This is a genomic window from Gallaecimonas aegicerasi, from assembly GCF_045291545.1.
Taxonomy (GTDB): Bacteria; Pseudomonadota; Gammaproteobacteria; order Enterobacterales; family Gallaecimonadaceae; genus Gallaecimonas.
The window spans coordinates 1,640,910-1,663,812 of sequence record NZ_CP149514.1 but is presented as its reverse complement, the minus strand read 5'-3'; the positions used below and the strand labels follow the sequence as shown (position 1 = coordinate 1,663,812).

Here is a 22,903-nt window from a genome sequence, read left to right as displayed (position 1 = left end):
CTGGCCCCTTTGTTATAACGGCAGGTGTTCTGGAGCGGGCAAGCCTAAGGCTGTGGCCAGTTGTGCGGTGCTATCCAACAGGCAGCTATGGCGGCGCCGCTGGGCCAGTACCAGCCGGCTGGCCTGCCAGGATAAACCGTTGACGCGGGCCATGATCAAGGCCGCTTGTAGCGGTGGCAGCGTTGGGTTGTAGGCGGCGTTTTCCTGGTAGCTGCCGGTAATGATGTCATCGCCCAGTTGCAGTGCAACACCGGCCAGGGTGGCAGAGTAGGGGGCATGACTATGGCTGGCGGCCTGGCAAGCTGCCTGATGCAGCGGGTCATTGCTGAGCGTTGCCAATGATTGCGTCGGCGGGTCCAGTAAGCGTTGCTGTTTTTCCAGGCTCCAGGGGCCAAAGGCATCGGGCAGATAGTCAGCCAGAGTGGCCGGTGGCCGCCCCGGCAGTAAGATCCGCAGCGACAGATCCGCACTGAGCTCACTCATAAACTGCCGGCAATGGCCGCAAGGGCTGTAATTGACCGCCAGCGTGGTAAAACGCTGTTCACCACATTGCCGACCATGGGTAATGGCGCATTGCTCGGCGTGGACAGTCATACCCATGGCGGCGCCTGGAAACTCCAGATTGGCGCCCATATACCAGGTGCCGGAGGCCCCTTCGATAATAGCACCTACATCAAAATGGGAGATCGCCGCCCGGCCCAGCCCTCGGGCGATGGGCAGCAGTGCCAGCATCAGCTGTTCGCTGTCGAGGCCGCTTAACTGGCACCAGTGCTTGACTGTGGCGCTGTCAACGCGGGCACTAAAGGGGGTACGGGTCAGCCAGTCTGCCACTGGTTTTTGCAGCAGCGACGGCAAAAGCGGCAATGAAGCCGCCATAAAAGAGTTGTTCATCCGTGTTTTAAGCCTTGGTCAATGCATTTGGGCTACGCTTTCCCGCTGCCTCGGTACGCAAATTCTGCACCGTGGTGCTGGCGATGGCGTCCAGAGCTTCACGGGTGAAATAACCCTGATGCCCGGTGATTACCACATTGGGGAAAGTCAGCAGCCGCTGAAACACATCATCTGGGATGATGCGATCGGAGAGATCCTCAAAAAACAGGTCTCCCTCTTGTTCATATACGTCTAGCCCCAGGTAACCCAACTGCCCTGATTTAAGCGCCGTGATGGCCGCCTGGGTGTCTAGTAGAGCACCTCTGCCGGTGTTGATCAACATGGTGCCGGGTTTCATCACTGCCAGTTGCGACGGGCCGATAATATGCAACGTTTGTGGGGTAAGTGGGCAGTGCAGGGAAATTACATCGGCTTTCGCCAGTGCCGCTGTTAACGGCAGGTACTGGCCGCCGAGGTCGGTAAATTCACGTCTGGGGTTAGGGTCAACACCAAGCAGCTGGCAACCAAAGCCTTTGAGGATCTGGGCGCAGGCCAAGCCAATAGTACCGGTACCAACAATGGCCACCGTTTTGCCATGAAAGTTAAATCCCAGCAGGCCGTTGAGGCTGAAGTTATCTTCGCGGACCCGGTTGTAGGCCCGGTGCAGGTGCCGGCTTAGCATCAGCATCAGGGCCACGGCGTGTTCGGCCACCGCTTGCGGGCTGTAGGCCGGCACACGGGTAATGGTGATGCCCAATCGTTCTGCGGCGGCAATGGCCACGTTGTTATAGCCAGCGCAGCGTAGCGCGACATGTTTGACCCCCTGAGCTGCCAAAGCCTGTAGGCTTTCTTCGCCAAGATCATCATTAACAAAGGCACAAATGGCATCACAGCCGCTGGCCATGGCTACCGTGCCGGCATTGAGTCGGCAATCCACCGGCAGCCACTGAATGCTGCTATCCGCCTGCTGCAGGCTGCTGATGTCGTAGGGTTTGGCAGAAAATACTGCAACTTTCATCGGATCCACTCCAGCAACAAGGGCACCACAATTGGCGCTATGGTAGCCGTAATAATACCGCACAGGGTAAGTGCCAGCCCGGCAAATGCCCCTGCCTGAGGGCTTTCGTCGACCATGCGAGCGGTGCCGACGGCATGGGCGGCGCAGCCCATGGCTAGGCCCCTCGCCTGTGCCGATGTGACCTGTAGCCGGTCGAGAATAGCTGGCCCCAGCATGGCTCCGGCAATGCCCGCCAGGATCACCAATACCGCTGTCAGGGCGGGGATCCCCCCCAGTTTTTCACTGACACCCATGGCAATAGGGGTGGTGACTGCCTTCGGCGCCAGCGACATCAATACCTGTTGATCGGCACCGAGCAGGGTTGCCAGCAGCAGGGTCAGGCCCATGGCCAGTATGACCCCGATACTGCATGTGGTCAGCAAGGCTCGCCACTGCGCCCGGATCAGCCCCAATTGCTGATAAAGCGGATAGGCCAGGGCCACCACCGCTGGTTCTAAAAAGGTGTTGATAAGCCAGGTTGCCTGGCGGTAACGGCTGTAGGGAATGTCCAGCCACAACAGCAGCGGTACCAAACAGGCAATGGCTAACAATACGGGATTTAACAAGGGGCTACGCAGTTGCCCCTGTAGCCAGCGGAACAGCCCATACAGCACTAAGGTCAGGGCCAGCAGGGCCAGGTTAACGACCATGGCGTTTCTCCATGGCCTGATGAAGCCAGCCAACCAGTGCGATCACCAACCAAGTACTGATCAGCGTGGTGCCCAGCAACACCGCCGCATGACGGCTCAGCAAGTCAAGGTAATTGATCAGGCCGACACCGGCCGGGATAAACAATAAAGTCATGTGGCGCATCAGCAGACTGGCCGCCGGTGCCGGCCAGCTGCCAGCAAGCAGGCCCGTGCTCAGTAACACGAACAGCAACAGCAACCCGACAATGGCGCCGGGAATAGGCAGCCCGGTGAGCTGCACCAGCCCTTTACCCAGATACAAACAGGCAAAGATGACTGCAAAGGCGCGCAGCAGTTTCATGACAGTATTGAAACAGAAGGGATTTTACCGTCATTCTATCACGGCCATTACAACCCGGAGATGGGAATTTTTGTCGCCAACTTACTTGCTGGCTCTGGATAACGGCACTCAGTCGGTCCGGGCCTTGTTATTTGCTGCTGACGGCCAGTTGCACTTTAAGTACCAGGTGCCACTCGAACCGCCTTTTGAAACGGGGCCTGATGGCCGTGCTGAATTGGCACCGCAGCGTTTCTGGGAGGCATTGTGTAAAGCGTGCCGGGGAGTGTTGCGTGAGTCCGGAGTGTCTCCCTCAGCCATTGCTGGGGCAGCCCTGACCACGCAGCGCAGTACGCTATTGCACCTTGATAGTCACTGGCAGCCACTGCGCCCGGCCATTATCTGGCCTGACAAACGTCGCGCCAGCCGTTTGCCACCATTGAGCTGGCCGTGGCGCCTGGCCCTGGCTCTTGCCGGCCAGCTCAGCACGGTGCGCTATTTTCAGGCAGAAGCCGAACTCAACTGGGTGGCACAACACCAGCCAGAACTGCATCGGCAAACGGCCCATGTCGGGTTGTTGTCAGCCTGGCTGACGGCCAAGCTGACCGGGCATTTCCGCGATTCGGTTGCATCCCAGGTGGGGTATTTACCCTTTTCTTACCGTCACCAGCAATGGGCGCGGCGCTGGGATTGGAAATGGCAGGCACTGGCGGTGCGGCCAGAGCAGTTGCCCGAACTGGTGCCCCCTGGCCAGCCGCTAGGCGCCCTGAGTGCTGCGGCAGCAAAAGCCACGGGCCTGCCGGAAGGGTTAGTGCTGTTTGCTGCCGGTGGCGATAAGCAGGCTGAGGTGGCCGGTGCCGGTGTCACTGACCAACACAGCGCCTCCATCAGCCTAGGCACCACCGCTACCATCATCGGTATCAGTGAGCGTTATCGCGAGGCGGTGCGCTTTTTACCGCCGTACCCGGCTCTGGTGCCAGGGCATTACTGCCTGGAAATGCAGCTTAACCGCGGCTTTTGGCTGGTGAATTGGCTGCTACGGGAATTTGGCCATGCCGAGTGTCAGGCGGCCCAGGCCCAGGCCACGCTACCGGAGGAACAACTTGAACCCTTGCTGGCAAAAGTGGCCCCAGGATCCGATGGCCTGGTCTTTGACCCGCATGTCGCTCCCGGCATTATTTACCCTGGGCCGGAAGCCCGTGGGGCGCTGGTGGGACTGAGTGACCAGCATACCCGGGCGCATCTTTACCGGGCGGTGATCGAAGGCATTGCCTATGCCCTGCGCCAGGGCAAAGAGCGAATAGAAAAAGCCCTTGGCCAGCCGCTGTTGCGGATCCGGGTCAGTGGCGGTGGCAGTCAGTCGGATCAGGTAATGCAGATCCTTGCTGATGTGCTGGCGGTGGAGGTAGAGCGCCCCCATACCTATGAAGCCTCAGGCCTTGGCGCCGCCATGGCGGCAGCCGTTGGCCTTGGCTGGTATCCGGATTTTGCCCTGGCTAGTCGGGCCATGTGCCACAGTGGTCAGCGCTTCTTGCCTGACCCAGCTAACGTTTTGACGTATGAGCAGCTTTACCGCGAGATATACCGGCCACTCTATGGCAAGCTCAGACCTTTGTACAAACGCATCAAATGAGGCATGACGCAATGAAAGTGGCATTTCTTGGGCTGGGGGTGATGGGTTACCCCATGGCAGGGCACCTGCAAAAAGCTGGGCTGGATGTCTGCGTATATAACCGCACCACCGCCAAAGCAAATCAGTGGGTGAACGAATACGGTGGCCGCATGGCGCCGACTCCCGCCGAAGCGGTCGCTGAGGCCGAGCTGGTGATGCTGTGTGTCGGTAATGATCAGGATGTGCGTGCGGTACTGACGGCGGCTGAACCGGGCCTGGTGGCCAATGCCATTGTGGTTGATCACACCACTGCCAGTGCCGATCTTGCGCGAGAGCTGCACCAGCACCTGGCCGCTCGCGGTATCGGTTTTCTTGATGCGCCGGTCTCCGGTGGCGAAGCCGGGGCCCAGAATGGCCAGCTGACCATCATGGTGGGTGGTGATGCACCGGTGTATCAGCGCGCCGAGCCGGTACTGCAAACCTATGCCAAGCAAATCAAGTTGCTGGGTGATGCCGGCAGCGGCCAACTGTGCAAAATGGTCAATCAGATCTGTATTGCCGGTGTTGTTCAGGGGCTGGCTGAAGGGGTGCACTTTGCCCAGCAAGCCGGCCTTAATGTGGCGGATGTGGTTGAAGTGATCGCCAAAGGTGCGGCGCAAAGCTGGCAGATGGAAAATCGCGCTTTGACCATGGACAAAGGGCAGTACGATTTTGGCTTTGCGGTTGACTGGATGCGTAAAGATCTGGCTATTGCCCTGGCCGAGGCCGGGCGTAACGGCGCCAGCTTACCGGTGACGGCACTGGTTGATCAGTTCTATGCAGAAGTGCAGCAACAAGGGGGCAATCGCTGGGATACCTCCAGTTTGCTTACCCGCTTTACTCGTTAAGAAAAACGCGCCGACCGGCGCGTTTTTTTATGGCAACACTTTCTTGAAGGGTTTGACCTCTACCCGTTCATAGACACCCGCAGCCAGGTAAGGGTCGGCATCAGCCCACTGTTTGGCGTCTTCCAGGCTGGCAAACTCGGCAACAATCAATGACCCAGTAAAACCGGCTTCGCCGGGGTCATTGGCGTCAATGGCCGGGTTGGGGCCGGCCAGCACTAGTTTGCCGAGTGCTTGCAGCTTTTCCAGCCGCGCCAGGTGTTCTGCTCGCGCTGTTGCCCGCTTGGGTAGGGAATGGGCCACATCGTGGCCGATGATCATGTACAGCATGCCAATCACTCTTTGCCTAAAAGCAAAGCATAAACGCTTGGCGGGAAAAATAAAAAGCCCCGCAGAGCGAGGCAAAAGATGGCAATCAAGATGTCGATCCATGCAGCAGGGTGTATCGCTACCGCTGCGGTGACTATAGTGCCGTCGGGCGATGACAGTTTCATGACGTTAGCGGCAATAATCGCTGCTGCTGGTAATGGCTGTCACCGTCACGATAGCGCCCTTGCGGATCACCAGTTCGGCAGGCCCTACTTCACTGGCACCCGGGTTGTAATTGTAGGTATAACCAAGACGGGTCCAGGGGTAGCCATGGCGCTGGTATGAAACCGTTGTTTGGGTGGCAAACCAGGCCCGGTACTGACTGCTCACCTGTGCGGGCATATCCGGGCCACAGCGGTGGGTACTGATACTGGGGTTGGCACAGGGGCGAAACAGGCTGCTGCTAGCGACGGTAAAGCTGACAAAAGCACGCTTTTCTCCAGCAACGGGGGGTAACCCCAGCAACCCCTGTAAGCCTTCGGTCAGCCGGGGGTAATGGCGGCACCAGGGCTTGACCGCACCGGCCAGTGTGACCCAGACATCGTTTGGCAGGCGCAGTTGCTGGCCAGTGTGGTAATGCTGGTAGTCGTCAGCCCAGGTCACAACCTGAACGGGGCCGGCGGCAATGGCTGGTAATGGCTGGATCTCGTCAGCTGAAATCACCGCGGCGTCAGCTATGGCCGCCTGATAACGGGCCATGGGGCCGGCGCAGCCGCTCAGCAGCAGCGCCACCAGCAGAAAAAAACGCCGGCTAAGCCGGCGTTTTTTCTCAGAAACCACGTGGGCGTCGGCAGTGATGATCACGCTGTTCAAGCTGATCTTCCCAGAACGCGGCAGGGCTCAGGCCGCCGTTACCGGCTGAGACTTTGGCAGCGGCGGGCTTTTTCGCCGGTGCCGCTTTGGCTGCTGCTTTCGGAGCCGCTTTTTTGGCCGCCGGTTTGGCTGCAGGAGCATCACCGGTCAGTTCCTGTGCCATGGCATCCAAATCGGCCAGACGGACACTTTTACCGCCATCAATGGCGTACCAGCTGCCTTTTTGTTCTACCTCTGGGGCTTTGCCGTGTTTGGCTTCGTAAGCAGCACTGAAAGCTGCCAGTACTTTTTCTTTATCCAACGTGGCCATGTGCCTTTCCTTTGTTTTTTGCTTTTTGCATGGAATGCTGATGTAACGGAGCAGATTTTATACTGTTTTTCGCCTCCGCTGTCTAATCGCGCGGCTTTTCAGCGCTGCAGCGCTCTATTACTCTTAGCGCCACAAATGCCATCTGGAGTTGTTATGAAGCGTCAGGAACTCGTTGAACACCTCGATAAACTGCTGGCCTGTGGGCAGTTTCGTGACTATGCCCCGAACGGCCTGCAGGTGCAGGGCAGTGATCGGGTCGCACGGGTGATGACCGGTGTTACCGCCAGTCAGGCTTTGATTGAAAAAGCCATTGCCTGGGGCGCAGACACCCTGCTGGTACACCACGGCTATTTTTGGAAAAACGAGCCGGCGGTGATCACCGGCATGAAAGCGCAGCGGATCAAGGCGCTGCTGGCACACAACATTAACTTGTTGGCCTACCACCTGCCGCTGGATGCCCACCCGCAGCTGGGCAACAATGCCCAGTTAGCGAAACGACTGGATATTGATGTACTGGGCGCCTTGGATGATGAGCCCGGCCGGGCACTGGTTTTTCATGGCCAGCTGCGCCAGGCGATGAGCAGCCAAGACGTTATTGGCCACCTGCAGCAGCGTCTGGGGCAGAGGCCTTTGCACCTGCCCGGTGGTCCTGAGTCTATTCGCACTCTGGCCTGGTGCACCGGCGGCGCGCAAGATTACATCGATATGGCGGCTGACGCCGGAGTGGATGCTTTTATTTCCGGTGAGGTATCAGAACGTACCACCCACATTGCCGCTGAGCGGGGCATTCATTATTTTGCGGCCGGCCACCATGCCACCGAGCGTGGCGGGGTTCAGGCACTGGCGGAGCACTTGCAACTGCACCTTGGCCTGGACGCGCAGTTTATGGATGTAGCAAATCCGGTATGAACGGTGATCGGATCTTTGATGAGTCCCTGGCCGGGAAATTCGGGCAGCGTATCTATGGCAGTTACAAAGGAGTCTTGCGCCAGCACCTGCTGCTGCGTGATTTGACGCCACTGCTGAGTACACCGACCCGGGTGCTGGATATTGGTGGTGGTCAGGGTGATATGACCTTGCTGCTGGCACAAATGGGGCACCAGCTGACGTTCACTGAACCGTCAGCACCAATGCGCCAGGAAGCGCAAAAGCGCTTCTTGGCCGCGGGTCTGGATATTGGCGTGAGCGACCAGCCATTGCAGGCACTTGACGGCCAGTATCCACTGGTGATTTTTCATGCGGTTCTGGAGTGGCTAGCCGAGCAGCCTCAGGCGTTGGCCCAGGCGTTAGCCCGGGTAGCGCCGGGCGGGCATTTGTCACTGCTGTTTTATAACCGCCACAGTATTGATTTTAACCACCTTATTCGCGGTAACTTCGGTCACCTTAGCCGGGGCCGCTACGGTGGTGGCAAAAGCCTGACGCCGCCGCAGCCGCTGTGGCCGGAAGAAGTAGCCGACTGGCTCGCTGCTCAGCCGGTAGAGGTGTTGGTGAAAACCGGCATTCGCTGCTTTTCTGATTACTTCCAAAAAGGGCAGCACGAACCGGATCTGGCTACCCGCATCCACTGGGAAGAAAAGGTGGCCAACCGTGACCCGTACCGGGCGCTGGCTCGTTATCAGCATTGGTTGATCCACAAATTGCCAGCACCGGCCAGCAGCCAGTAGGCTAGGGCAATGATCGACGTCACAAGGAGAGGGGATGTTTACTGAGCAAACGATTTGGCTGACCGGCGCGTCCAGTGGTATTGGTGCGGCGCTGGCCCGGCACCTGGCGGCCCGTGGGGCCAGTCTCATTTTAAGTGCTCGCCGTGAGAGCGAACTGGAAGCTTTGCGCCAGTCACTGCCGGAGCCGCAGCGCCACCAGGTATTGGTATTGGATCTTTCTGACGCTGACGCAGCCGCCGCTGACGCAGCCGAAAAACTGGCTGGCCAGCAGATTGATGTGCTGATCAACAACGCTGGTATCTCCCAGCGCAGTGCCGTTGTTGATACCGATTTGGCGGTTTACCGGCGCTTGATGGAAGTCGATTATTTCTCGGTTGTGGCCCTGACTCGGCTGGTGTTGCCAGGGATGCTGGCGCGCCGGCAGGGGCGCATTGTTACTGTTGCCTCGGTGGCCGGGAAGGTCGGCTCACAGCTGCGTTCCGGTTACTCTGGAGCAAAATTTGCTGCCATTGGTTTTATGGATTGCTTGCGTGCAGAAGTGGCGGCAGAGGGCGTTCAGTGCCTGACAGTCTGCCCGGGCTTTGTACAAACCGATATTGCGCGTTTGGCACTGACGGGCGATGGACAACCGCAAGGGCACAGTGACCCCGGTGTGGATGGGGGGATCAGCGCCCAGGCTTGTGCCGAGGCCATTGCCAGCGCCATGCTGGCGGGAAAAGACGAAGTGATCATTGGCCGCGGCATGTCGGTGCTGGCGCCTAAACTACAACGCTGGCTGCCGGGGCTGGTAAGAAAAATGGTTGCTAAGCAGCGTTATAACTGAAGGAGTGGTTATGCCGGTCAAGGCATTGTTGTGGTTGTGGTACAAACCCCGTGAGACGTTCCAGTTAGTGGACGCCGGTCCCAAGGCCAATAATAACGCGGCGTTGTTGGTGGTCATTGCGGCCTATGCCGGGTTAATGGAGCAGCTTTTTAGTCGGCACATCTCGTCTTTTGCTATTGCTTTGGTGTTGTTGCTACTGCCGGTATTCGCCATTGTGATGTGGTATTTGTCGGGGTGGCTGATGCGGGTTGTGGTTGGCTGGATGGGCGGTCAGTGCAGCACCGAGCAGGCCCGTCTGGCTCTAGCTTGGGGAGGAGTGCCCAGTACCGTAGGCGCCTTGTTGGCGGTGCTGCTTTATCTTGTCTATGGCCAGGCTGTGGTGCTTGCCCCCCAGTCGTTAAGTGGGCCGGCCGTGCTGGCGGTCTGGCTGACCTTGCTGCTTAATCTTTACAGCTTGTTCACGGTGGCGAAAATGCTCGCCCAGGCGGCAGGCTTCAGTGCCTGGATTGGCCTGGCAGCCACCATCACGTTATTGCTGATCTGCTTTGTGGCAATCCTCGTAGTTACCATCATCTTCATGTTGGCGCTGATGGCTGTTATCGGGCCGGAGGCATTACAAAGGGCGTTATGATGCGCTGGGTCGGGGCTTTTTTACTGGTAGCGGCGGTGGCTGCCACGGGCGTGCTGTTTCCGCCAGGGGCGTGGTATCAGGGCTTGCTGAAGCCTGCTTTTAACCCACCGAACTGGCTGTTCGCGCCGGTGTGGACCTTGCTTTACATCTTCATGGCGGTGGTGCTGGCAAGACGCTGGCCCTCTCCTGACCGGCAATGGCGCTTGCCTTTTTTCCTGCAACTGGCCGCTAATGCCGCCTGGACACCGCTGTTTTTTGGTGCCCACCTGATGGCTTTAGCCTTGGCGGATATTGCCTTTTTGTTTGCCGCTATCTTTTGGCTGCTTCGAGTTCTTCACCCTACCGATCGGCTGAGCTTTTGGCTAATGCTCCCCTACGCACTGTGGGTCGGCTTTGCCCTGCTGCTCAATGCCACATTGCTATGGCTTAACAGCGCATAAAAGAGTCGCTCAAAACCATCACCTTTGTTATTGTTAATAAAAAGTAACGGTGATGTTTATGTTTCGTTTTGCGCTGCTTTTGGCCGTCACCCTGATGGGTTGCCATCCGTCATCTGAGGTGGCTACCCCGTCACTACCTGATGTGCCTGGCGTCAGTACTTCTATTGAGGCCATACCCACCAATGCCCTGCCAACATGGGCGGCGCCAGATCACTATCAACTGACCCTGTGGATTGACCCTGACAGTAAGCACTTTCGCGGTGATGCCACAGTGACGATGCGCTTAACCGAACCCAGTAACCATTTGTGGTTACATGCCAGGGGCTTAGAGCAACTGCAAATGCGCGTGGAAACGGAAAATGGCGAGCAGCTGGATACCGAGCCACGGACCCTTGACCAACATGGCTTGGTACGTCTGGCGTTGCCCAAGCAGCTGGCGCCGCAACGGTTAAAGGTGCAGGCCCACTATAAAGTGCCTTTTCATAGTGCCCCTGACAGTATTCATCAACGCCAGCAAGACGGTCAAACTTATGCCCGTGCGCGGCTGGAAAATTTTAATATCAGCCGGATTTTACCGAGCTTTGATGAAGCGCAGTACCGGGTGCCGTTGACCCTAACCTTGATGGTGCCTCCGGGCATGGAGGTGGCGGCCAGCATGCAGCCGATCAAACGCCAGCACTTGGCCGGTTGGCTGCATCTGCAATTTGCGCCAATAGTGCCGACACCCAATTACCGTTTTGCCTTTGTGGTGGCGCCTTCCCGTGCGTCCTCCCTCTTGCCCTGATTTCAGCTATAACAAACAAGAGTATATCGTCACCGAAGTGAGTAGCAGGGATGACCAACAAGCGTCTTAATGTGGCACCGGCGCAACTGAGCGTCGGTCTGTATGTGGTGTTACCCCTGAAGTGGTCAGAACACCCGTTTTTGTTTCGTCGCTTCAAAATCCGTAACGAGCAGCAACTGGCCCTGATCCGCGGGTTGGGGCTTAAGCAGGTTGAAGTCTGGCTCGATAAATCCGATACCGGTTTACAACCCACCACCGAACTGCGTCCACAGCAAAGTGCCAGCGAAGATGAACGCCAGCAGGCACAGGAGCGCAAAGAAGCGCAAATTAGCCGCCAACAGCAGCAAGCCCGGGCGTTGCAAAAAACCGCGGCCGATTTTCAGCAGGCCTTGGCGACGGTCAAGGGGATTGTCAGTGACGTAAAGCGTAATGGCGATGGGGCTATCAGCAATGCCAACCGCCTGGTTGACGCGCTGGTAGATGCCATTAATGGCCGGGATGATGTGGTATTGCAGCTGATCAACGATGACAGCACCGATGGCGGCATTTATCACCACAGCCTCAATGTGGCGGTTCTATCAGTAATGTTGGCCAGCGCTGCGGAACTGGCTCCGGAGCAGATCCATCTGGCTGGTTTGGCGGGGCTGTTTCATGATCTGGGTAAAAGCCGTATTCCCATGGCGGTGCTGAAAAAAACACACGATATCACCCAGGCAGAAAAAAACCTGATTGCCCAGCACCCCAAATACGGTGAAGAGCTGGCGCAGGCCCTGGCCGGTTTACCGGAAGACGTGACGGCGGTAATCGCTCAGCATCATGAGCGCCTGGATGGCTCGGGGTACCCGCAGGGGCTAAGCGGTGATGCCATCTCGCCGCTGGCGCAGCTGGTGGCGGTAGCCAATGAATATGACAGCCTTTGCCATGGCCATCGTCACAGTCCACCGATGGCACCTGATCGGGTGTTGTCGTCGCTGTTTAAAGAGGGGCAGACACGCTTCAACAAGGATTATGTGCAGCACCTGGTCAGGGTCTTGGGTGTCTATCCGCCCGGAACCCTGGTGTGGCTCAGTAACGAAATGCCAGGCATTGTCATGTCGGTGAATGGGCGGCGCCTGCTCAGCCCTTCGGTACTGATTTACGACCCTGCCATCCCCCGTGAACAGGCCGCCATAATAGACTTGGAAGATGAAGGGCTCAGTGTCATCAAGCCATTACGGCCGTCACAGCTAAAAGAGGATGTAGTGCTGTATCTCAAACCCCGTACCCAGCTCAGTTATTTTATGGAGCTGGGGAAAAAGCGATAACGGCGGCGTTTTGGCAAATGTTTACTGGTTGGCTACCGATAAGACCTTGTAAGCTAATATAAAAAGGGCTAGCGTTTGCTAGCAGAATGTTAATGTACGATGAACATCATCGCCGCCACTGAGAAAAGCACAATGCACAATAACAAGATAGGGACGCTGCTGCTTGCTTCACTGGTGCTGGCGGGCTGTGCCAACAAAGCGCCAGCACCGGCAGCCACGCCAAAAGCTCCCAAGGAGCGCACTGTTGATGTGCGCCTGCCGGCACCCGCCATTCAAGACGCGCTGGATCAGCGCCGTGACAGTATTCTTTCCCGCACCGATGACATGAAAAAGGTGGCCGGCGAACTGACCGATGACAACGGCACTGTCAGCTATGTTGCTTATTTTGACGATGGTGAGCTGCGCTATCTGAAAGAGCGCATCGAATCCGGTGACAAAGGCTACGGCGAGCATTTTTACTTCGTTGATAACGGTAAACTGTTCGGTTACCAGGAAGACGCCAACTGGACGTTGTCACCTCCTGGCGGTAAAAGTGCCGACGACGAAACCGACCTGGACCTTTACCTTGACCAGTACGGCACCATTGCTTACCAGCGATATGTGAAAAACGGCCAGCGCACACCGCTGCCGGTAGCCAAAATCGACAACATCAAAACCCGCTTTAATTTGCTGGCTGACCGTGTTGAACGTCAGTTCAGAGGGGAGAAACTTGCTCCTATTTCCCTGGCCAAGGCGAAGCCGCAGCCCAAGCCGGCAGAGCCCGCTCCGGCACCGGTAGCGCCGGTTGAGCGTACAACGGTACAGGCGGCCACTTCCAATGCCTGGGAAATGCCAGAGTACGTTGGCGTTTCCAAGTCATTGCACAAAGGCATGAACATGGGAACCTTCCAGGTTGCCACCAGTAACGTCAACATGCAGGTCATGCCCGGCGTGAAGGCCAAGGATTACCATCTGGGGCAGATGGTGGCTCTCACCCAGTACTGGTGTGCCTATCGTCCGGATAATTTTGAGATGCAATGGAATTACTGGTCTGCCAGCCGTCAGAAGTTCCAGGGGCAATATGTCTTTAGCTGTGGTCAGGCCCGTAGCATCATGAAAGACATTGGCGAAGGGCAACGTACGGTAATTCCGGTGCATGTTCGTCTCAAAGGCGTACAGGACGCTGCCATCAAGCTGTTGGCATTGGATACACCAGAGAAAAAATCGACGCTGCGCAGCCTGGAAAAACGCTTCGCTACGCCTTGCTTAGAGCATTTTTGTGCCGGCCAGTCCTACCTCGACAAACGCTGAGCGACTCTACGCCCTGGTGGCGCTTATTCCACCAGGGCAAGTGGCCACATATGGCCAGCTGGCGTCATTGTTGGGTTGGCATGCTCGCCAGGTTGGCCGGTTGATGGGCCAGTGCCCGGCACAGCTGCCCTGGCACCGGGTGGTAAATGCCCAGGGCCGTTGCAGCCCGCGCAGTGGCCTGGAGCACCAAGAGCAACATCAGCGGTTACTGGCCGAAGGCGTGAACATGACCGGCTCCGGCCGGGTCCGGTTGGCCGAGGCGCAGTGGCCCGGGTTATGAAGTCTCTTTGCAATAAAAAAGGTGCCTGTCGGCACCTTTTTTCATCAGTGTGTGGCTTTGTCCAAAGTGCCACCAATTTCATTTCCGAGAAAATGCGCTCCGTAGATCAGCAAGCCGCCAATCAGCATGGTGTTACGGCTTTTGAGTAACCAACCGAGGATCAGCAGTACCAGGCCAATAATGCGGACAACGTTATCGTAATTGTGAAACATCCATCAAACCCCTCATTTTCATACCTTATTATTCTTCAGCTGCGCTCAGTGTGGCAACCAGGTGAGCCAAGCTGTCGTTCAGATAACGGGCTTGCAGCCCCAGCCCGGCCAGTTGCTCGGCACCCTGTTGGGCGCGACCACCAGAGCGGCAGTAGCATACTATCTTGCCTTCGAGGTTACCGTTCAATGCCCGGTTAGCCAACTGTGACAGGGGAATGTTAACGGCACCGGGCAGGTGCCCAAGCGCAAACTCAAAAGGCTCTCTGACATCAATGAGCTGGTAATCGCTGCCAGGGGGAAGCTGAGCCAGAGCCGGGGCAGCATGCAGGGGGAGGGGAAATGTTGTCATTGGCTGACCATGGTGGCGCAGCTGCCAGCCATCAGCCGTTACGGCCAACTGGTAATCTCCCAGACTGACTGGCGCCGCCTTTGCCGCCGCAGCCAGCTCGACTGTGGCGATAATGTTCAGGGCTGACAGCTGGGGTTTGAGTTGCTTTAGCAGCGCATCGTTGGGGTTGAGTAAAATCGCTTGCTTGCCGGCTACCAGCACCGCACTGTCAGCGAAAACGCTTAGCCCCTCCGGCAGCGTTGCAGGCGATTGTTGTAAGGCCCGAGCGGCCTCACGCAGCCGCTGACAGGCTGCCGTAATGGTGTGCTGAGTGTCTGCTGGGCCAAAGCTGAGTCGAATAGCCGATTCGCTTTGCCAGCCGGGCAGGGCCATGGCATCAAGTACGAAGGAACGGCTAGCACCCGATGAACAAGCCGAGCCGGATGAAACACGAACCCCCGCAGCATCGAACAGAGTCAGTAATGTTGTGGCGCTAAGACCGGGCACGGCAAAGTTAAGAGTGGTTGGCACGCTGATAGCCAAAGGCGCGTTAAACACCACTTCGGGGAAGCACTGCTTGAGGGTGTCAGCGAGCTGCTGGCGGTACTGCTGCAGGGTATCGTGGCTACGAAAAATCAGGTGTTCAGAGTCTTGTAGAGCATCTAGAACCGGCGCCAAAGAGGCGATACCCGGCAGGTTCTCTGTACCACTGCGTAGCCCTTGCTCCTGGCCGCCACCCGCAATGAAAGGACAGCAAGGGGCACCCTCGCGAACATATAAAAAGCCGACGCCTTTCATGGCATAAAGCTTGTGGCCGGAAAATGGCGCGTAATCAATGCTGATGTCACTAAGAGAGAGCGCTACCTTACCGAGTGCCTGAACACAGTCCACCAGCCACAAGGCCGTAGGGTTGGCCTGCCGAATGATGCCTTCGAGTGCCTGTAAATCCTGCTTGACGCCCGTTTCGTTGTTCACCGCCATAGTGCAGATCAGTAAGGCATCGGCACTGTGGCGGGCCAGAAAGTCCTGATCCAACAAACCATCTTGGCCCACCGGAATGGCAACAACCTCGGCACCGATGCCCAGTAGGGCATTCCAGTGGCGTAAAGTGTTAGGCACGGCTTTATGTTCGGTGGCGCCGTATAGCAATAATTTTCGCGGTTGGTCTTGCTTTGCCGGGTCGGCTTTGATGGCCGACAGTGCTGATACTACCGCTGTTTGAATGCCTTCGGTGGCACCGGAGGTGAAAATTACACGGCCAGTACGGGCACCGATCACATTGCGGGCCTGCTGACGCACCCGCTCCATTAATGCTTTGGCGGCAATACCAGCGCTGTGGCTGGAGCTGGGGTTACCAAAGCCAGTTCGCATTACCGACATAGCGGCTTCGGCGGCCGCCGGCAAAACCGGTGTGGTGGCATTGGCGTCCAGGTAAATTTCCGGGCGCTGGTAGAAACTGCTCATAAAACCTATCCAGACTGACAACAACGGTATGTCAGTCTGTATATCATATTTAGAATATCGATATTCTAAATATGCATAAAGATTCGGGCAGGCATCGTTTTACTGATCCTTATCTTGCCAGTGCGCCGCCAGATCCCAGCCGTCATCGGTTTTGATTAAGGTCAGCTGCTGGTCAACCTTGACTACATCTCCGCTTTTGAATTTGCCAAAACGTAAATGTAGTTGCCACAGGCCCAGGCCATCATTGAGCGCTTTTAGCCATTGCCCCTGGCGGGCTCTTTGCTCAGTGTCGTTGGCCAACTCATCAAAACTTTTTAGAAAAACCAGGTCGTAATGCACATCCACTTTGTAGTGCTTGTCATCTTCTTTGATGCCGCCACTTTTTTTAAGGTTACGTACCAGTACAGCCTGTGGGCCTAGCTCACGCTGGTAATGACGGCTGAGGATCTGGCTTAACTCCGCAGGTGCCGGTGCCTGACTGCAGGCCACCAAAAAGAGGCTGGTCATTAATAACAAAAAGTGTCTTAAGTGACGTTTGTACATGATTAGTTCCATGATTTAGTTGACGTTTTCGTAAACCTACGGATTAGCTAAATTAATCCGTAATAGCAAAAAAGGTCAGGTGTATCCTGTGCTGCTGCTGCCTATAATGCCGCCAGAAACTGACACTGGAGCTGACCATGCTGCTCACTGTACTTTACATTATCGGAATCACGGCTGAAGCCATGACCGGCGCCCTGGCTGCTGGGCGTCGCAGTATGGATCTGTTCGGTGTGATGATCATTGCCAGTGTTACAGCCATCGGTGGTGGCTCATTGCGCGATATGTTGCTGGGCCATTATCCGCTGACCTGGGTAGCGCACCCGCAGTATATCGGCATTGTTTGCGCCGCGGCCTTACTGGCCACCTGGATGGCACCGCTGATGCCGCGGCTGCGTAAAGTCTTTTTACTGCTCGATGCTCTGGGGCTGGTGGTGTTTTCTATCATCGGTGTCAAAGTGGCGTTGTCGATGGGTTTTGGCCCGGCCATAGCGGTTATTTCAGCGGTGATCACCGGCGTCTTTGGCGGTATTTTGCGTGACATGCTCTGTAACCGTATTCCGCTGGTGTTCCAAAAAGAGCTTTATGCAGGTGTGGCGCTGGCCTCGGCGGTGCTATATCTGGCGCTGATCGCCATGGGTGCTGCAGTGCTGGCAGCAACACTGGTAACGCTGGTGTGCGGCTTTGGTATGCGCTTAGTGGCCCTGCGTTACCGGCTGGGACTGCCGGTGTTTCAGTATCACCACCCAGAGCATGATTGAATAACCGTAAAGTGTTAACGGTGCTTGGAAAGGCTCATACTGAGCGAGACTTATGCAACCGAAGGGCAAGGGATATGCAAGAAGACGATCTCTATATCAGGGCGTTGAAGTTTGCTGAACAAAAGCAGGTTTTCAAGTTCAACGAGCTAATGGACGAATTGCAGATCGACGGTAAACTGGAGTTAGTTGAGTCCATTAGGCGGCAAATTGCCTATGGTCAACTGTTTTATCAATCTCAAACTCCACGTCACTTTCTTTCTGGACAATACGAAACGGTTGATATTTACTTCACGGTAAACGATAAATTCCGCCTCCTCGAATACACCGAACTCAAGGAAGCCAGAGCGTCCTCTCTCAAAGCGTCTCAACAGGCTAAGTGGGCGCTAATCATTTCCAGCATACTGGCCGCTACCTCTATCGGGGTATCCCTTATCGGGTTATTGAAATAGCTGTTATGGGTGGGTGCAAAGATGTCGCCAACTAAGGACATTTTTGTACTTTGCTGGCACAGTAAAACCATAGTCACCGCTTTGGAACCGGGCCATGCTCGACGATCAAGTTCAACTGCTGCAAAAACTCACCACCCAGGTGGTTAACTTTCTGACCAACTACGGTTTTCAGCTGGTTGGCGCTTTATTGACCATCTTGCTGGGGTGGTTACTGGCCGGCTGGCTGGGCCGCAGTGTGAAACGCCTGGGTGATAAACGGCACTGGGATCCCACTCTGGTGCGTTTTTTCTCTAACCTGGCGCGGCTGGTTCTGCTGGCCTTTTTCCTGGTGATGGCGGCCAGCAAGCTGGGCATTACCATCAGCCCACTGATTGCTGCTATTGGTGCCGCCACCTTTGGCCTGAGCCTCGCTGTGCAGGGGCCTGTTTCTAACTATGGTGCTGGCCTGGCACTGATCCTGACTCGCCCCTTTGTGGTGGGGGACACCCTGCACATTCAGGGCCGTGACGGCCAGGTTGAAGCCATTAACCTGGCGCAGACGGTCCTGGTCAATGAAGACGGCGAGCGCATTTATATTCCCAATCGCAAGGTGCTGGGAGAAATCTTTCATAACTCACAGCAATACCGCCTGGCGGAAACGACCTTACTGTTGCCACAGGGCAGCGATCCGAACGAGGCCATTGCGGTTTTGCAGGCCATGTTGGGTGAACAGGCACTGACCCAGTGGCAGGTAGGTATTGATGCCTTCACGCCAATGGGAGTGCAGTTAATGGTGCGTGCCTGGTTACAAACCAGCCACTATCATCAACAGCGAATGGCACTGAATCTGGCGCTGTATCAGTGTTTACAAAGCCATCAGATGACGCCCGCCAGCCCCGGTGTGGCGCTATGGAAATCACTGTCATGAAAAACATTGCCCTGATATTACCGGCGCTACTGCTCAGTGCCTGCAGTCAGCCGCCGGCTCCGGTGGCGCGCCCTGACAGTGCGCAACCGGTCAAGGAGAAAGCCGTGCAAGTGATGCTGACGCTCAAGGTGAAGGTGGTTTACCAGCCTCTGGAAGGGGGCTTTTATGGCCTGGTCGATGCCCAGGGGCGGCGTTGGCTGCCCTTGGCGCTGGACCAGCAATACCAGCGTAACGGCCTACAGATGACGGTCACCGGCCAGCCGGCAGCAGGCACCATGACCGCTCAGCAGTGGGGCACACCGTTTCGCATTACAGCGGTAACGGCTGTTGACGACTCGGCCGTTCAGGACCCAGGCGTGAAATATTAAGAACGTGGCGGGCAAAACCGGCCCCGGCTTCTTCAAAGATGTTGAAGACCTCAATACCCAACTCCCGAAGCTCGTCGGCTTCTTCTTGGAACTTGGCAACCGCCGCCACTTTGCCGGTGTAGCCGCGTTCTTTCAGGGAGTTGGCTGCGAACAGGTTACCGTGGTGGTTGGGCATGGCCAGCAACACCAGCTCCAGCGCGTCGTCGTGGCGTATCTTTGACCAAAAATCAGAATCGGTGGCGTCACCCACAATGGTGTTGCGCCCTTGCTGCTGGTGCTCGATAACGCGGTCGGCGGCATGGTCAATGCCCAATACGCCGCTGCCATACTCAGCGTGCAGGTGATCGTAGGCGCCAGTACCAAGGCGGCCCATACCGAAAATCAGCACCCGGGCGCCGCCAATATCGACCGGTGCATCATCCGGGTGCAGGCGGCGTTTTTCGAAGCGGGTGAGCATCGGTAAAGCCCAGCGGTAGACCCCTTCGGCGTAATTGTTCAGTACCGCTGACACGGCAAAAGACAGGGACAGGGCGATGGCGATAATGGTCAGCCATTGCGGCGGCACCAGCCCTTCTTTGGCGCCCAGAGCCACCACAATCAAGCCAAACTCGGAATAGGTGGCCAGTGACAACGCCGCCAGCACACCGGTACGAATACGCAGCCCGAAGCGGCTCAGCACCCAGAAGTACAGCCAAACCTTTACAGGCAGGATCAATACCAGCAGTAGCGCCATCACCAGCATCGACAGGCTGGGCAAGCCATTGAGGCCAATGGTCAGGAAAAACCCTACCAGCAACAGTTCCTTGAGGTTAAACAAGGTCTTGGAGATGGCATCTGCGCGGCTATGGCCGGCAACCAGCATGCCCATCAGCAGGGCACCCAGATCCGGCTTGAGGCCGGCGGCATCAAACAGTGCCACGCCGCCAACCAGTGCCAGCACCAACCCGGCCAGGCTTTGCAACTCGGCATTCCCACACCAGTCCAGCAGCTTATAGATCACTGGCCGCAATACGGGCAGCAGCAATAATGCCGGTGCCCACCAGGCAGGGATCTTGCCCTGAGCCAGGCTCAAAAACAGCACCGCAAAGATATCCTGGGTAACCAGAATGCCAATAGCCAGGCGGCCATATAGCGAACTGGTGTCACCTTTTTCTTCCAGCACCTTGATGGTAAAAACCGTTGAGGAAAAGGCCAGGGCAAAGGCAACAATAACGGTGGTTTTGGCGTCACCGGCCAGTAGGCCAGCGGCCGCCGCACTGCTTAACAGCAGGGCAAAAATGACAATTGTCGCCAACATGTGGATGCTGGCAGCGCCCCAGATCTCCGGTTTCAGCAGGGTTTTGATTTTCAGCTTCAAACCGATGCTGAACAGCAACAGTGTGACCCCCAGATCCGCTATCTGGTGCAGGTTACTGGGTGTTTGTACCCCCACCGCATGCAAGGCAAACCCGGCCAGCAAGTAGCCCACCATGGGCGGCAGGCCAACCCGACTGATCAACAAGCCGAAAAAAAACGCCAGTGCGATGAAAGCGGCACTCATAACTGTCATGGTTTCCTGCGATGATTTTCATCATCATAACAATATCTGTTTATCAACGCGTTACAGAGGACAACATGCAGCCTAAGGACATGTCTCTGACCTTATTAAATGGCACCGAAGTCAATATTAACGACTATCAGAACAAATTATGGTTGATCGTCAATACCGCCAGCGAATGTGGCTTTACCCCCCAGTATCAAGAGTTGCAACAACTGCATGAGCAGTACCACGAACAGGGGCTGGTGATTATGGGCTTTCCCTGCAACCAGTTTATGCGTCAAGAGCCGGACGATGCTAAGGCCATTGGCGCCTTTTGTGACAGCCACTATCAGATCACTTTTCCGATGTTTGCCAAGACCTTGGTCAATGGCCCTAACGCTCATCCGCTCTACCAGTGGCTAAAAGGCCATGCTCCCGGTGTCATGGGGTCGCGGGCAGTGAAGTGGAACTTCACCAAGTTTCTGGTGAGCCCGGACGGCCAGGTGCGCCGCTATGCGCCACGCACCAAGCCGAGCCGCTTAAAAAGCGTGATTGAACAGCTGCTGCCGGGTCACTAAACCGTTCAGTGGCGCTCAGAGGATGTCAATGCTGGCCACGTCGGCAAACACATGGTTGGGGCGAAAGGGCATCAGGGCAATATCGTCCTGACGGGAAACCCCTGACAGCACCAGTATGGTTTCCAGCCCGGCCTGAAAACCGGCGAGGATATCGGTACGCAGGTTGTCACCGATGATCACCGTGTTTTCGGAGTGGGCGTTAATGTGGTTCAGTGCTGAGCGCACAATCCAGCTGGACGGTTTGCCCACATAAAACGGCTGCTTGCCGGTGATCCGCTCAATGGGGGCACACAGGGCGCCACAACCGGGGCTTTGGTTAGGGCCGCAGTGGTCAGGGTTGGTGGCAATAAAGCGGGCTCCGTTGGCTACAAAGCGTGAGGCTTTGTGGATCATTTCCCAGTTGTAGCTGCGGGTTTCCCCCAGGATCACAAAATCCGGGTTGATGTCGGTAATGGTAAAGCCAATTTTATAGAGCTCATGGGTCAGTGCCCCTTCGCCAATCACATAGGCCTTGCTGCCTTCCTGGCGGCGTAAGAAATCAGCCGTGGCCATGGCTGAGGTATAAAAATGCTCTTCCGGTACGTTAATGCCGGCTGCCGCCAGACGGTTGTGCAGATCCCTGGCTGTTTGCGATGGGTAGTTGGTCAGCAGGACCAGCGGGTTACCCTGTTCTAATACTCTGGCAATAAAATCCTTGGCACCGGGCACGGCTGTGTTGTCGTGCATCAAAACGCCGTCAATATCGCAGATGATGTTCTTCATGGGGGCTATTAATGGTAAAAGTGGTGTTCAGTGATACCAGAAAAACCGCCACAGTTGCTACACTGCCGGCCATTTTTCCTGACAATAGCAACCGTGAATCACTGGCGTACTGATATCTGGCGGCAACCGCCTTTTGCTGAACTGGCTGAGCAGTTTGCCTTGGCCGAGTGCAGCCATTTTCCAAATGCTGACACCCTGAGCCACTGGCTACCGGCAACAACACAGACGGCCAGTGGCTGGCCGCTGCGTTTTTGCCACCAAGTTGCTCCCAGCGCTTACGAACAGCATATCTGGGATAGTGGTCAGGTACCGACCCGGGCTGACAACTGGCATGATCTTTTTAACGCGCTGACCTGGGCACGTTTTCCGCAGGCAAAGGCGGCCATTAATCGCCAGCATGTCGCCGACATCAACCGCCATGGTCTGCACCCACGAACACTGCGCCGTGACACCCTGACGCTGTTTGATGAGTGCGGGGTACTGGTGTTGAGTAGTGATACGGCGCTGCTGGAAGCTTTGCGCCAGCACCAGTGGCAGCAGGCTTTTGTTACCGAGCGGGGCCGCTGGGGGAAAAGCATCAGTGCCATGGTTTTTGGCCATGCCATTTATGAGCAGCTGTTAACGCCTTATCTGGGGCTAACCGGGAAAATGCTGCCAGTGCAGGTCAAACATGCTTTTTTTGACTGGCCGGCCGCGCAGCAGCTGGCCTGGCTGGATGAGCACCTGGCGGCGTTGCTGGCAGCCGATGTGCTGGCCGATAAAACACGGCTGTCGCCGTTACCGGTATTAGGCATACCGCACTGGTGGCCAGCCAACCGCCAGGCCGCGTTTTATGACAACCGCGATTACTTTCGGCCGCTGCAGCGGCCCCGAACGGCGTTACAGTATTAAAAAAGGCGCCTGTCGGCGCCTTTACTG

Annotated in this window: 29 protein-coding genes; 17 read left to right on the top strand and 12 right to left on the bottom strand. The window is 56.6% G+C overall.

Annotated features, from left to right (window positions below; all coding sequences use genetic code 11):
• Nucleotides 1-12 precede the first annotated feature (12 nt).
• Genes cdd through WDB70_RS08155 form a run of 4 tightly spaced genes read right to left on the bottom strand, consistent with a single transcriptional unit; the run spans nucleotide 13 to nucleotide 2,917 of the window.
• Complete coding sequence (gene cdd / locus WDB70_RS08170; RefSeq protein WP_406663253.1) at nucleotides 13-891, bottom strand: cytidine deaminase; 879 nt, start codon at nucleotides 889-891, stop codon at nucleotides 13-15.
• Nucleotides 892-898: 7 nt separating this feature from the next.
• Nucleotides 899-1,888, bottom strand: coding sequence for a 2-hydroxyacid dehydrogenase (locus WDB70_RS08165; RefSeq protein WP_406663251.1), 990 nt, complete (start codon nucleotides 1,886-1,888; stop codon nucleotides 899-901).
• Nucleotides 1,885-2,577: an LrgB family protein gene (locus WDB70_RS08160; protein WP_406663249.1), complete on the bottom strand. Its 693-nt coding sequence runs from the start codon at nucleotides 2,575-2,577 to the stop codon at nucleotides 1,885-1,887. The genes WDB70_RS08165 and WDB70_RS08160 overlap by 4 nt, the downstream gene beginning before the upstream one ends.
• Nucleotides 2,567-2,917 carry a CidA/LrgA family protein gene (locus tag WDB70_RS08155; RefSeq protein ID WP_406663247.1) on the bottom strand — a complete coding sequence of 117 codons (351 nt, stop codon included), beginning with the start codon at nucleotides 2,915-2,917 and terminating at the stop codon, nucleotides 2,567-2,569. Before WDB70_RS08155 ends, WDB70_RS08160 begins: the two co-directional genes overlap by 11 nt.
• 70 nt (nucleotides 2,918-2,987) lie before the next feature.
• On the opposite strand from WDB70_RS08155, the gene WDB70_RS08150 reads away from it, so the two are divergent.
• The gene (locus WDB70_RS08150) at nucleotides 2,988-4,526 is read left to right on the top strand and encodes an FGGY-family carbohydrate kinase (RefSeq protein WP_406663245.1); all 1,539 of its coding nucleotides are present in this window, start codon (nucleotides 2,988-2,990) and stop codon (nucleotides 4,524-4,526) included.
• A gap of 11 nt (nucleotides 4,527-4,537) precedes the next feature.
• Nucleotides 4,538-5,392 carry an NAD(P)-dependent oxidoreductase gene (locus tag WDB70_RS08145; RefSeq protein WP_406663243.1) on the top strand — a complete coding sequence of 285 codons (855 nt, stop codon included), beginning with the start codon at nucleotides 4,538-4,540 and terminating at the stop codon, nucleotides 5,390-5,392.
• Between the two features lie 27 nt (nucleotides 5,393-5,419).
• Here WDB70_RS08145 and WDB70_RS08140 read toward each other — a convergent pair whose 3' ends face one another.
• From WDB70_RS08140 to WDB70_RS08130, 3 genes are all read right to left on the bottom strand, one after another.
• Nucleotides 5,420-5,719: a YciI family protein gene (locus tag WDB70_RS08140; RefSeq protein ID WP_406663241.1), complete on the bottom strand. Its 300-nt coding sequence runs from the start codon at nucleotides 5,717-5,719 to the stop codon at nucleotides 5,420-5,422.
• Nucleotides 5,720-5,887: 168 nt separating this feature from the next.
• The gene (locus WDB70_RS08135; protein ID WP_406663239.1) at nucleotides 5,888-6,571 is read right to left on the bottom strand and encodes a hypothetical protein; all 684 of its coding nucleotides are present in this window, start codon (nucleotides 6,569-6,571) and stop codon (nucleotides 5,888-5,890) included.
• Nucleotides 6,528-6,881, bottom strand: a complete 354-nt coding sequence (locus tag WDB70_RS08130) for a hypothetical protein (protein WP_406663237.1) — start codon at nucleotides 6,879-6,881, stop codon at nucleotides 6,528-6,530. The genes WDB70_RS08135 and WDB70_RS08130 overlap by 44 nt, the downstream gene beginning before the upstream one ends.
• Before the next feature lie 153 nt (nucleotides 6,882-7,034).
• Between WDB70_RS08130 and WDB70_RS08125 the strand changes: the two genes are divergently transcribed.
• From WDB70_RS08125 to WDB70_RS08085, 9 genes are all read left to right on the top strand, one after another.
• Nucleotides 7,035-7,790 (top strand): Nif3-like dinuclear metal center hexameric protein, encoded by a 756-nt coding sequence (locus WDB70_RS08125; RefSeq protein WP_406663235.1) that lies wholly within the window; start codon nucleotides 7,035-7,037, stop codon nucleotides 7,788-7,790.
• Nucleotides 7,787-8,545 carry a methyltransferase domain-containing protein gene (locus WDB70_RS08120; protein WP_406663233.1) on the top strand — a complete coding sequence of 253 codons (759 nt, stop codon included), beginning with the start codon at nucleotides 7,787-7,789 and terminating at the stop codon, nucleotides 8,543-8,545. Before WDB70_RS08125 ends, WDB70_RS08120 begins: the two co-directional genes overlap by 4 nt.
• A 34-nt stretch (nucleotides 8,546-8,579) precedes the next feature.
• Nucleotides 8,580-9,368, top strand: coding sequence for an SDR family oxidoreductase (locus tag WDB70_RS08115; RefSeq protein ID WP_406663231.1), 789 nt, complete (start codon nucleotides 8,580-8,582; stop codon nucleotides 9,366-9,368).
• 10 nt (nucleotides 9,369-9,378) lie between these two features.
• Nucleotides 9,379-9,999, top strand: coding sequence for a YIP1 family protein (locus tag WDB70_RS08110; RefSeq protein WP_406663229.1), 621 nt, complete (start codon nucleotides 9,379-9,381; stop codon nucleotides 9,997-9,999).
• Nucleotides 9,996-10,439, top strand: coding sequence for a TspO/MBR family protein (locus tag WDB70_RS08105; protein WP_406663227.1), 444 nt, complete (start codon nucleotides 9,996-9,998; stop codon nucleotides 10,437-10,439). The genes WDB70_RS08110 and WDB70_RS08105 overlap by 4 nt, the downstream gene beginning before the upstream one ends.
• Before the next feature lie 52 nt (nucleotides 10,440-10,491).
• A complete protein-coding gene (locus WDB70_RS08100) occupies nucleotides 10,492-11,223 on the top strand; it encodes a hypothetical protein (RefSeq protein WP_406663225.1) in 732 nt (243 codons plus the stop codon).
• A gap of 50 nt (nucleotides 11,224-11,273) precedes the next feature.
• Complete coding sequence (locus tag WDB70_RS08095; protein ID WP_406663223.1) at nucleotides 11,274-12,527, top strand: HD-GYP domain-containing protein; 1,254 nt, start codon at nucleotides 11,274-11,276, stop codon at nucleotides 12,525-12,527.
• A 132-nt stretch (nucleotides 12,528-12,659) separates the two neighbouring features.
• The gene (locus WDB70_RS08090; protein WP_406663221.1) at nucleotides 12,660-13,817 is read left to right on the top strand and encodes a hypothetical protein; all 1,158 of its coding nucleotides are present in this window, start codon (nucleotides 12,660-12,662) and stop codon (nucleotides 13,815-13,817) included.
• Nucleotides 13,786-14,097 (top strand): MGMT family protein, encoded by a 312-nt coding sequence (locus WDB70_RS08085; RefSeq protein WP_406663219.1) that lies wholly within the window; start codon nucleotides 13,786-13,788, stop codon nucleotides 14,095-14,097. Before WDB70_RS08090 ends, WDB70_RS08085 begins: the two co-directional genes overlap by 32 nt.
• Nucleotides 14,098-14,141: 44 nt before the next feature.
• On the opposite strand, the gene WDB70_RS08080 is transcribed toward WDB70_RS08085, so the two are convergent.
• The 3 genes from WDB70_RS08080 to WDB70_RS08070 all read right to left on the bottom strand — a co-directional run bounded on the left by WDB70_RS08080 (nucleotide 14,142) and on the right by WDB70_RS08070 (nucleotide 16,644).
• Complete coding sequence (locus WDB70_RS08080; RefSeq protein ID WP_406663217.1) at nucleotides 14,142-14,309, bottom strand: hypothetical protein; 168 nt, start codon at nucleotides 14,307-14,309, stop codon at nucleotides 14,142-14,144.
• 28 nt (nucleotides 14,310-14,337) lie between these two features.
• Nucleotides 14,338-16,101: an aminotransferase class V-fold PLP-dependent enzyme gene (locus WDB70_RS08075; RefSeq protein ID WP_406663215.1), complete on the bottom strand. Its 1,764-nt coding sequence runs from the start codon at nucleotides 16,099-16,101 to the stop codon at nucleotides 14,338-14,340.
• A 99-nt stretch (nucleotides 16,102-16,200) separates the two neighbouring features.
• Nucleotides 16,201-16,644, bottom strand: coding sequence for a hypothetical protein (locus WDB70_RS08070; RefSeq protein WP_406663213.1), 444 nt, complete (start codon nucleotides 16,642-16,644; stop codon nucleotides 16,201-16,203).
• A 137-nt stretch (nucleotides 16,645-16,781) separates the two neighbouring features.
• On the opposite strand from WDB70_RS08070, the gene WDB70_RS08065 reads away from it, so the two are divergent.
• From WDB70_RS08065 to WDB70_RS08050, 4 genes are all read left to right on the top strand, one after another.
• A complete protein-coding gene (locus tag WDB70_RS08065) occupies nucleotides 16,782-17,402 on the top strand; it encodes a trimeric intracellular cation channel family protein (protein WP_406663211.1) in 621 nt (206 codons plus the stop codon).
• A 74-nt stretch (nucleotides 17,403-17,476) separates the two neighbouring features.
• The gene (locus WDB70_RS08060; protein WP_406663209.1) at nucleotides 17,477-17,851 is read left to right on the top strand and encodes a hypothetical protein; all 375 of its coding nucleotides are present in this window, start codon (nucleotides 17,477-17,479) and stop codon (nucleotides 17,849-17,851) included.
• Between the two features lie 94 nt (nucleotides 17,852-17,945).
• Complete coding sequence (locus WDB70_RS08055; protein WP_406663207.1) at nucleotides 17,946-18,758, top strand: mechanosensitive ion channel family protein; 813 nt, start codon at nucleotides 17,946-17,948, stop codon at nucleotides 18,756-18,758.
• Complete coding sequence (locus WDB70_RS08050; RefSeq protein WP_406663205.1) at nucleotides 18,755-19,126, top strand: hypothetical protein; 372 nt, start codon at nucleotides 18,755-18,757, stop codon at nucleotides 19,124-19,126. Before WDB70_RS08055 ends, WDB70_RS08050 begins: the two co-directional genes overlap by 4 nt.
• Here WDB70_RS08050 and WDB70_RS08045 read toward each other — a convergent pair.
• Nucleotides 19,068-20,666, bottom strand: a complete 1,599-nt coding sequence (locus WDB70_RS08045; protein WP_406663203.1) for a cation:proton antiporter — start codon at nucleotides 20,664-20,666, stop codon at nucleotides 19,068-19,070. The two genes, WDB70_RS08050 and WDB70_RS08045, sit on opposite strands and share 59 nt — an antisense overlap.
• 74 nt (nucleotides 20,667-20,740) lie before the next feature.
• On the opposite strand from WDB70_RS08045, the gene WDB70_RS08040 reads away from it, so the two are divergent.
• Nucleotides 20,741-21,223, top strand: a complete 483-nt coding sequence (locus WDB70_RS08040; RefSeq protein ID WP_406663201.1) for a glutathione peroxidase — start codon at nucleotides 20,741-20,743, stop codon at nucleotides 21,221-21,223.
• 15 nt (nucleotides 21,224-21,238) lie between these two features.
• Here WDB70_RS08040 and WDB70_RS08035 read toward each other — a convergent pair whose 3' ends face one another.
• On the bottom strand, nucleotides 21,239-21,985 hold the full coding sequence (locus WDB70_RS08035; protein ID WP_406663199.1) for an HAD-IIA family hydrolase: 747 nt from the start codon (nucleotides 21,983-21,985) through the stop codon (nucleotides 21,239-21,241).
• A gap of 93 nt (nucleotides 21,986-22,078) precedes the next feature.
• On the opposite strand from WDB70_RS08035, the gene WDB70_RS08030 reads away from it, so the two are divergent.
• Nucleotides 22,079-22,876: a DUF3025 domain-containing protein gene (locus WDB70_RS08030; RefSeq protein WP_406663197.1), complete on the top strand. Its 798-nt coding sequence runs from the start codon at nucleotides 22,079-22,081 to the stop codon at nucleotides 22,874-22,876.
• The last annotated feature ends 27 nt before the right edge of the window (nucleotides 22,877-22,903 follow it).

Excerpts from the sequence above, each read along its gene's own strand:
- WDB70_RS08045 (WP_406663203.1), bottom strand. The coding sequence starts at position 20,666 with ATGAGTGCCGCTTTCATCGCACTGGCGTTTTTTTTCGGCTTGTTGATC.
- WDB70_RS08105 (WP_406663227.1), top strand. The coding sequence starts at position 9,996 with ATGATGCGCTGGGTCGGGGCTTTTTTACTGGTAGCGGCGGTGGCTGCC.
- WDB70_RS08100 (WP_406663225.1), top strand. The coding sequence starts at position 10,492 with ATGTTTATGTTTCGTTTTGCGCTGCTTTTGGCCGTCACCCTGATGGGT.
- WDB70_RS08090 (WP_406663221.1), top strand. The coding sequence starts at position 12,660 with ATGCACAATAACAAGATAGGGACGCTGCTGCTTGCTTCACTGGTGCTG.
- cdd (WP_406663253.1), bottom strand. The coding sequence starts at position 891 with ATGAACAACTCTTTTATGGCGGCTTCATTGCCGCTTTTGCCGTCGCTG.
- WDB70_RS08115 (WP_406663231.1), top strand. The coding sequence starts at position 8,580 with ATGTTTACTGAGCAAACGATTTGGCTGACCGGCGCGTCCAGTGGTATT.
- WDB70_RS08035 (WP_406663199.1), bottom strand. The coding sequence starts at position 21,985 with ATGAAGAACATCATCTGCGATATTGACGGCGTTTTGATGCACGACAAC.
- WDB70_RS08140 (WP_406663241.1), bottom strand. The coding sequence starts at position 5,719 with ATGCTGTACATGATCATCGGCCACGATGTGGCCCATTCCCTACCCAAG.
- WDB70_RS08055 (WP_406663207.1), top strand. The coding sequence starts at position 17,946 with ATGCTCGACGATCAAGTTCAACTGCTGCAAAAACTCACCACCCAGGTG.
- WDB70_RS08125 (WP_406663235.1), top strand. The coding sequence starts at position 7,035 with ATGAAGCGTCAGGAACTCGTTGAACACCTCGATAAACTGCTGGCCTGT.
- WDB70_RS08145 (WP_406663243.1), top strand. The coding sequence starts at position 4,538 with ATGAAAGTGGCATTTCTTGGGCTGGGGGTGATGGGTTACCCCATGGCA.
- WDB70_RS08155 (WP_406663247.1), bottom strand. The coding sequence starts at position 2,917 with ATGAAACTGCTGCGCGCCTTTGCAGTCATCTTTGCCTGTTTGTATCTG.
- WDB70_RS08080 (WP_406663217.1), bottom strand. The coding sequence starts at position 14,309 with ATGTTTCACAATTACGATAACGTTGTCCGCATTATTGGCCTGGTACTG.
- WDB70_RS08050 (WP_406663205.1), top strand. The coding sequence starts at position 18,755 with ATGAAAAACATTGCCCTGATATTACCGGCGCTACTGCTCAGTGCCTGC.
- WDB70_RS08060 (WP_406663209.1), top strand. The coding sequence starts at position 17,477 with ATGCAAGAAGACGATCTCTATATCAGGGCGTTGAAGTTTGCTGAACAA.
- WDB70_RS08075 (WP_406663215.1), bottom strand. The coding sequence starts at position 16,101 with ATGAGCAGTTTCTACCAGCGCCCGGAAATTTACCTGGACGCCAATGCC.
- WDB70_RS08120 (WP_406663233.1), top strand. The coding sequence starts at position 7,787 with ATGAACGGTGATCGGATCTTTGATGAGTCCCTGGCCGGGAAATTCGGG.
- WDB70_RS08110 (WP_406663229.1), top strand. The coding sequence starts at position 9,379 with ATGCCGGTCAAGGCATTGTTGTGGTTGTGGTACAAACCCCGTGAGACG.
- WDB70_RS08165 (WP_406663251.1), bottom strand. The coding sequence starts at position 1,888 with ATGAAAGTTGCAGTATTTTCTGCCAAACCCTACGACATCAGCAGCCTG.
- WDB70_RS08040 (WP_406663201.1), top strand. The coding sequence starts at position 20,741 with ATGCAGCCTAAGGACATGTCTCTGACCTTATTAAATGGCACCGAAGTC.
- WDB70_RS08070 (WP_406663213.1), bottom strand. The coding sequence starts at position 16,644 with ATGTACAAACGTCACTTAAGACACTTTTTGTTATTAATGACCAGCCTC.
- WDB70_RS08065 (WP_406663211.1), top strand. The coding sequence starts at position 16,782 with ATGCTGCTCACTGTACTTTACATTATCGGAATCACGGCTGAAGCCATG.
- WDB70_RS08160 (WP_406663249.1), bottom strand. The coding sequence starts at position 2,577 with ATGGTCGTTAACCTGGCCCTGCTGGCCCTGACCTTAGTGCTGTATGGG.
- WDB70_RS08130 (WP_406663237.1), bottom strand. The coding sequence starts at position 6,881 with ATGGCCACGTTGGATAAAGAAAAAGTACTGGCAGCTTTCAGTGCTGCT.
- WDB70_RS08095 (WP_406663223.1), top strand. The coding sequence starts at position 11,274 with ATGACCAACAAGCGTCTTAATGTGGCACCGGCGCAACTGAGCGTCGGT.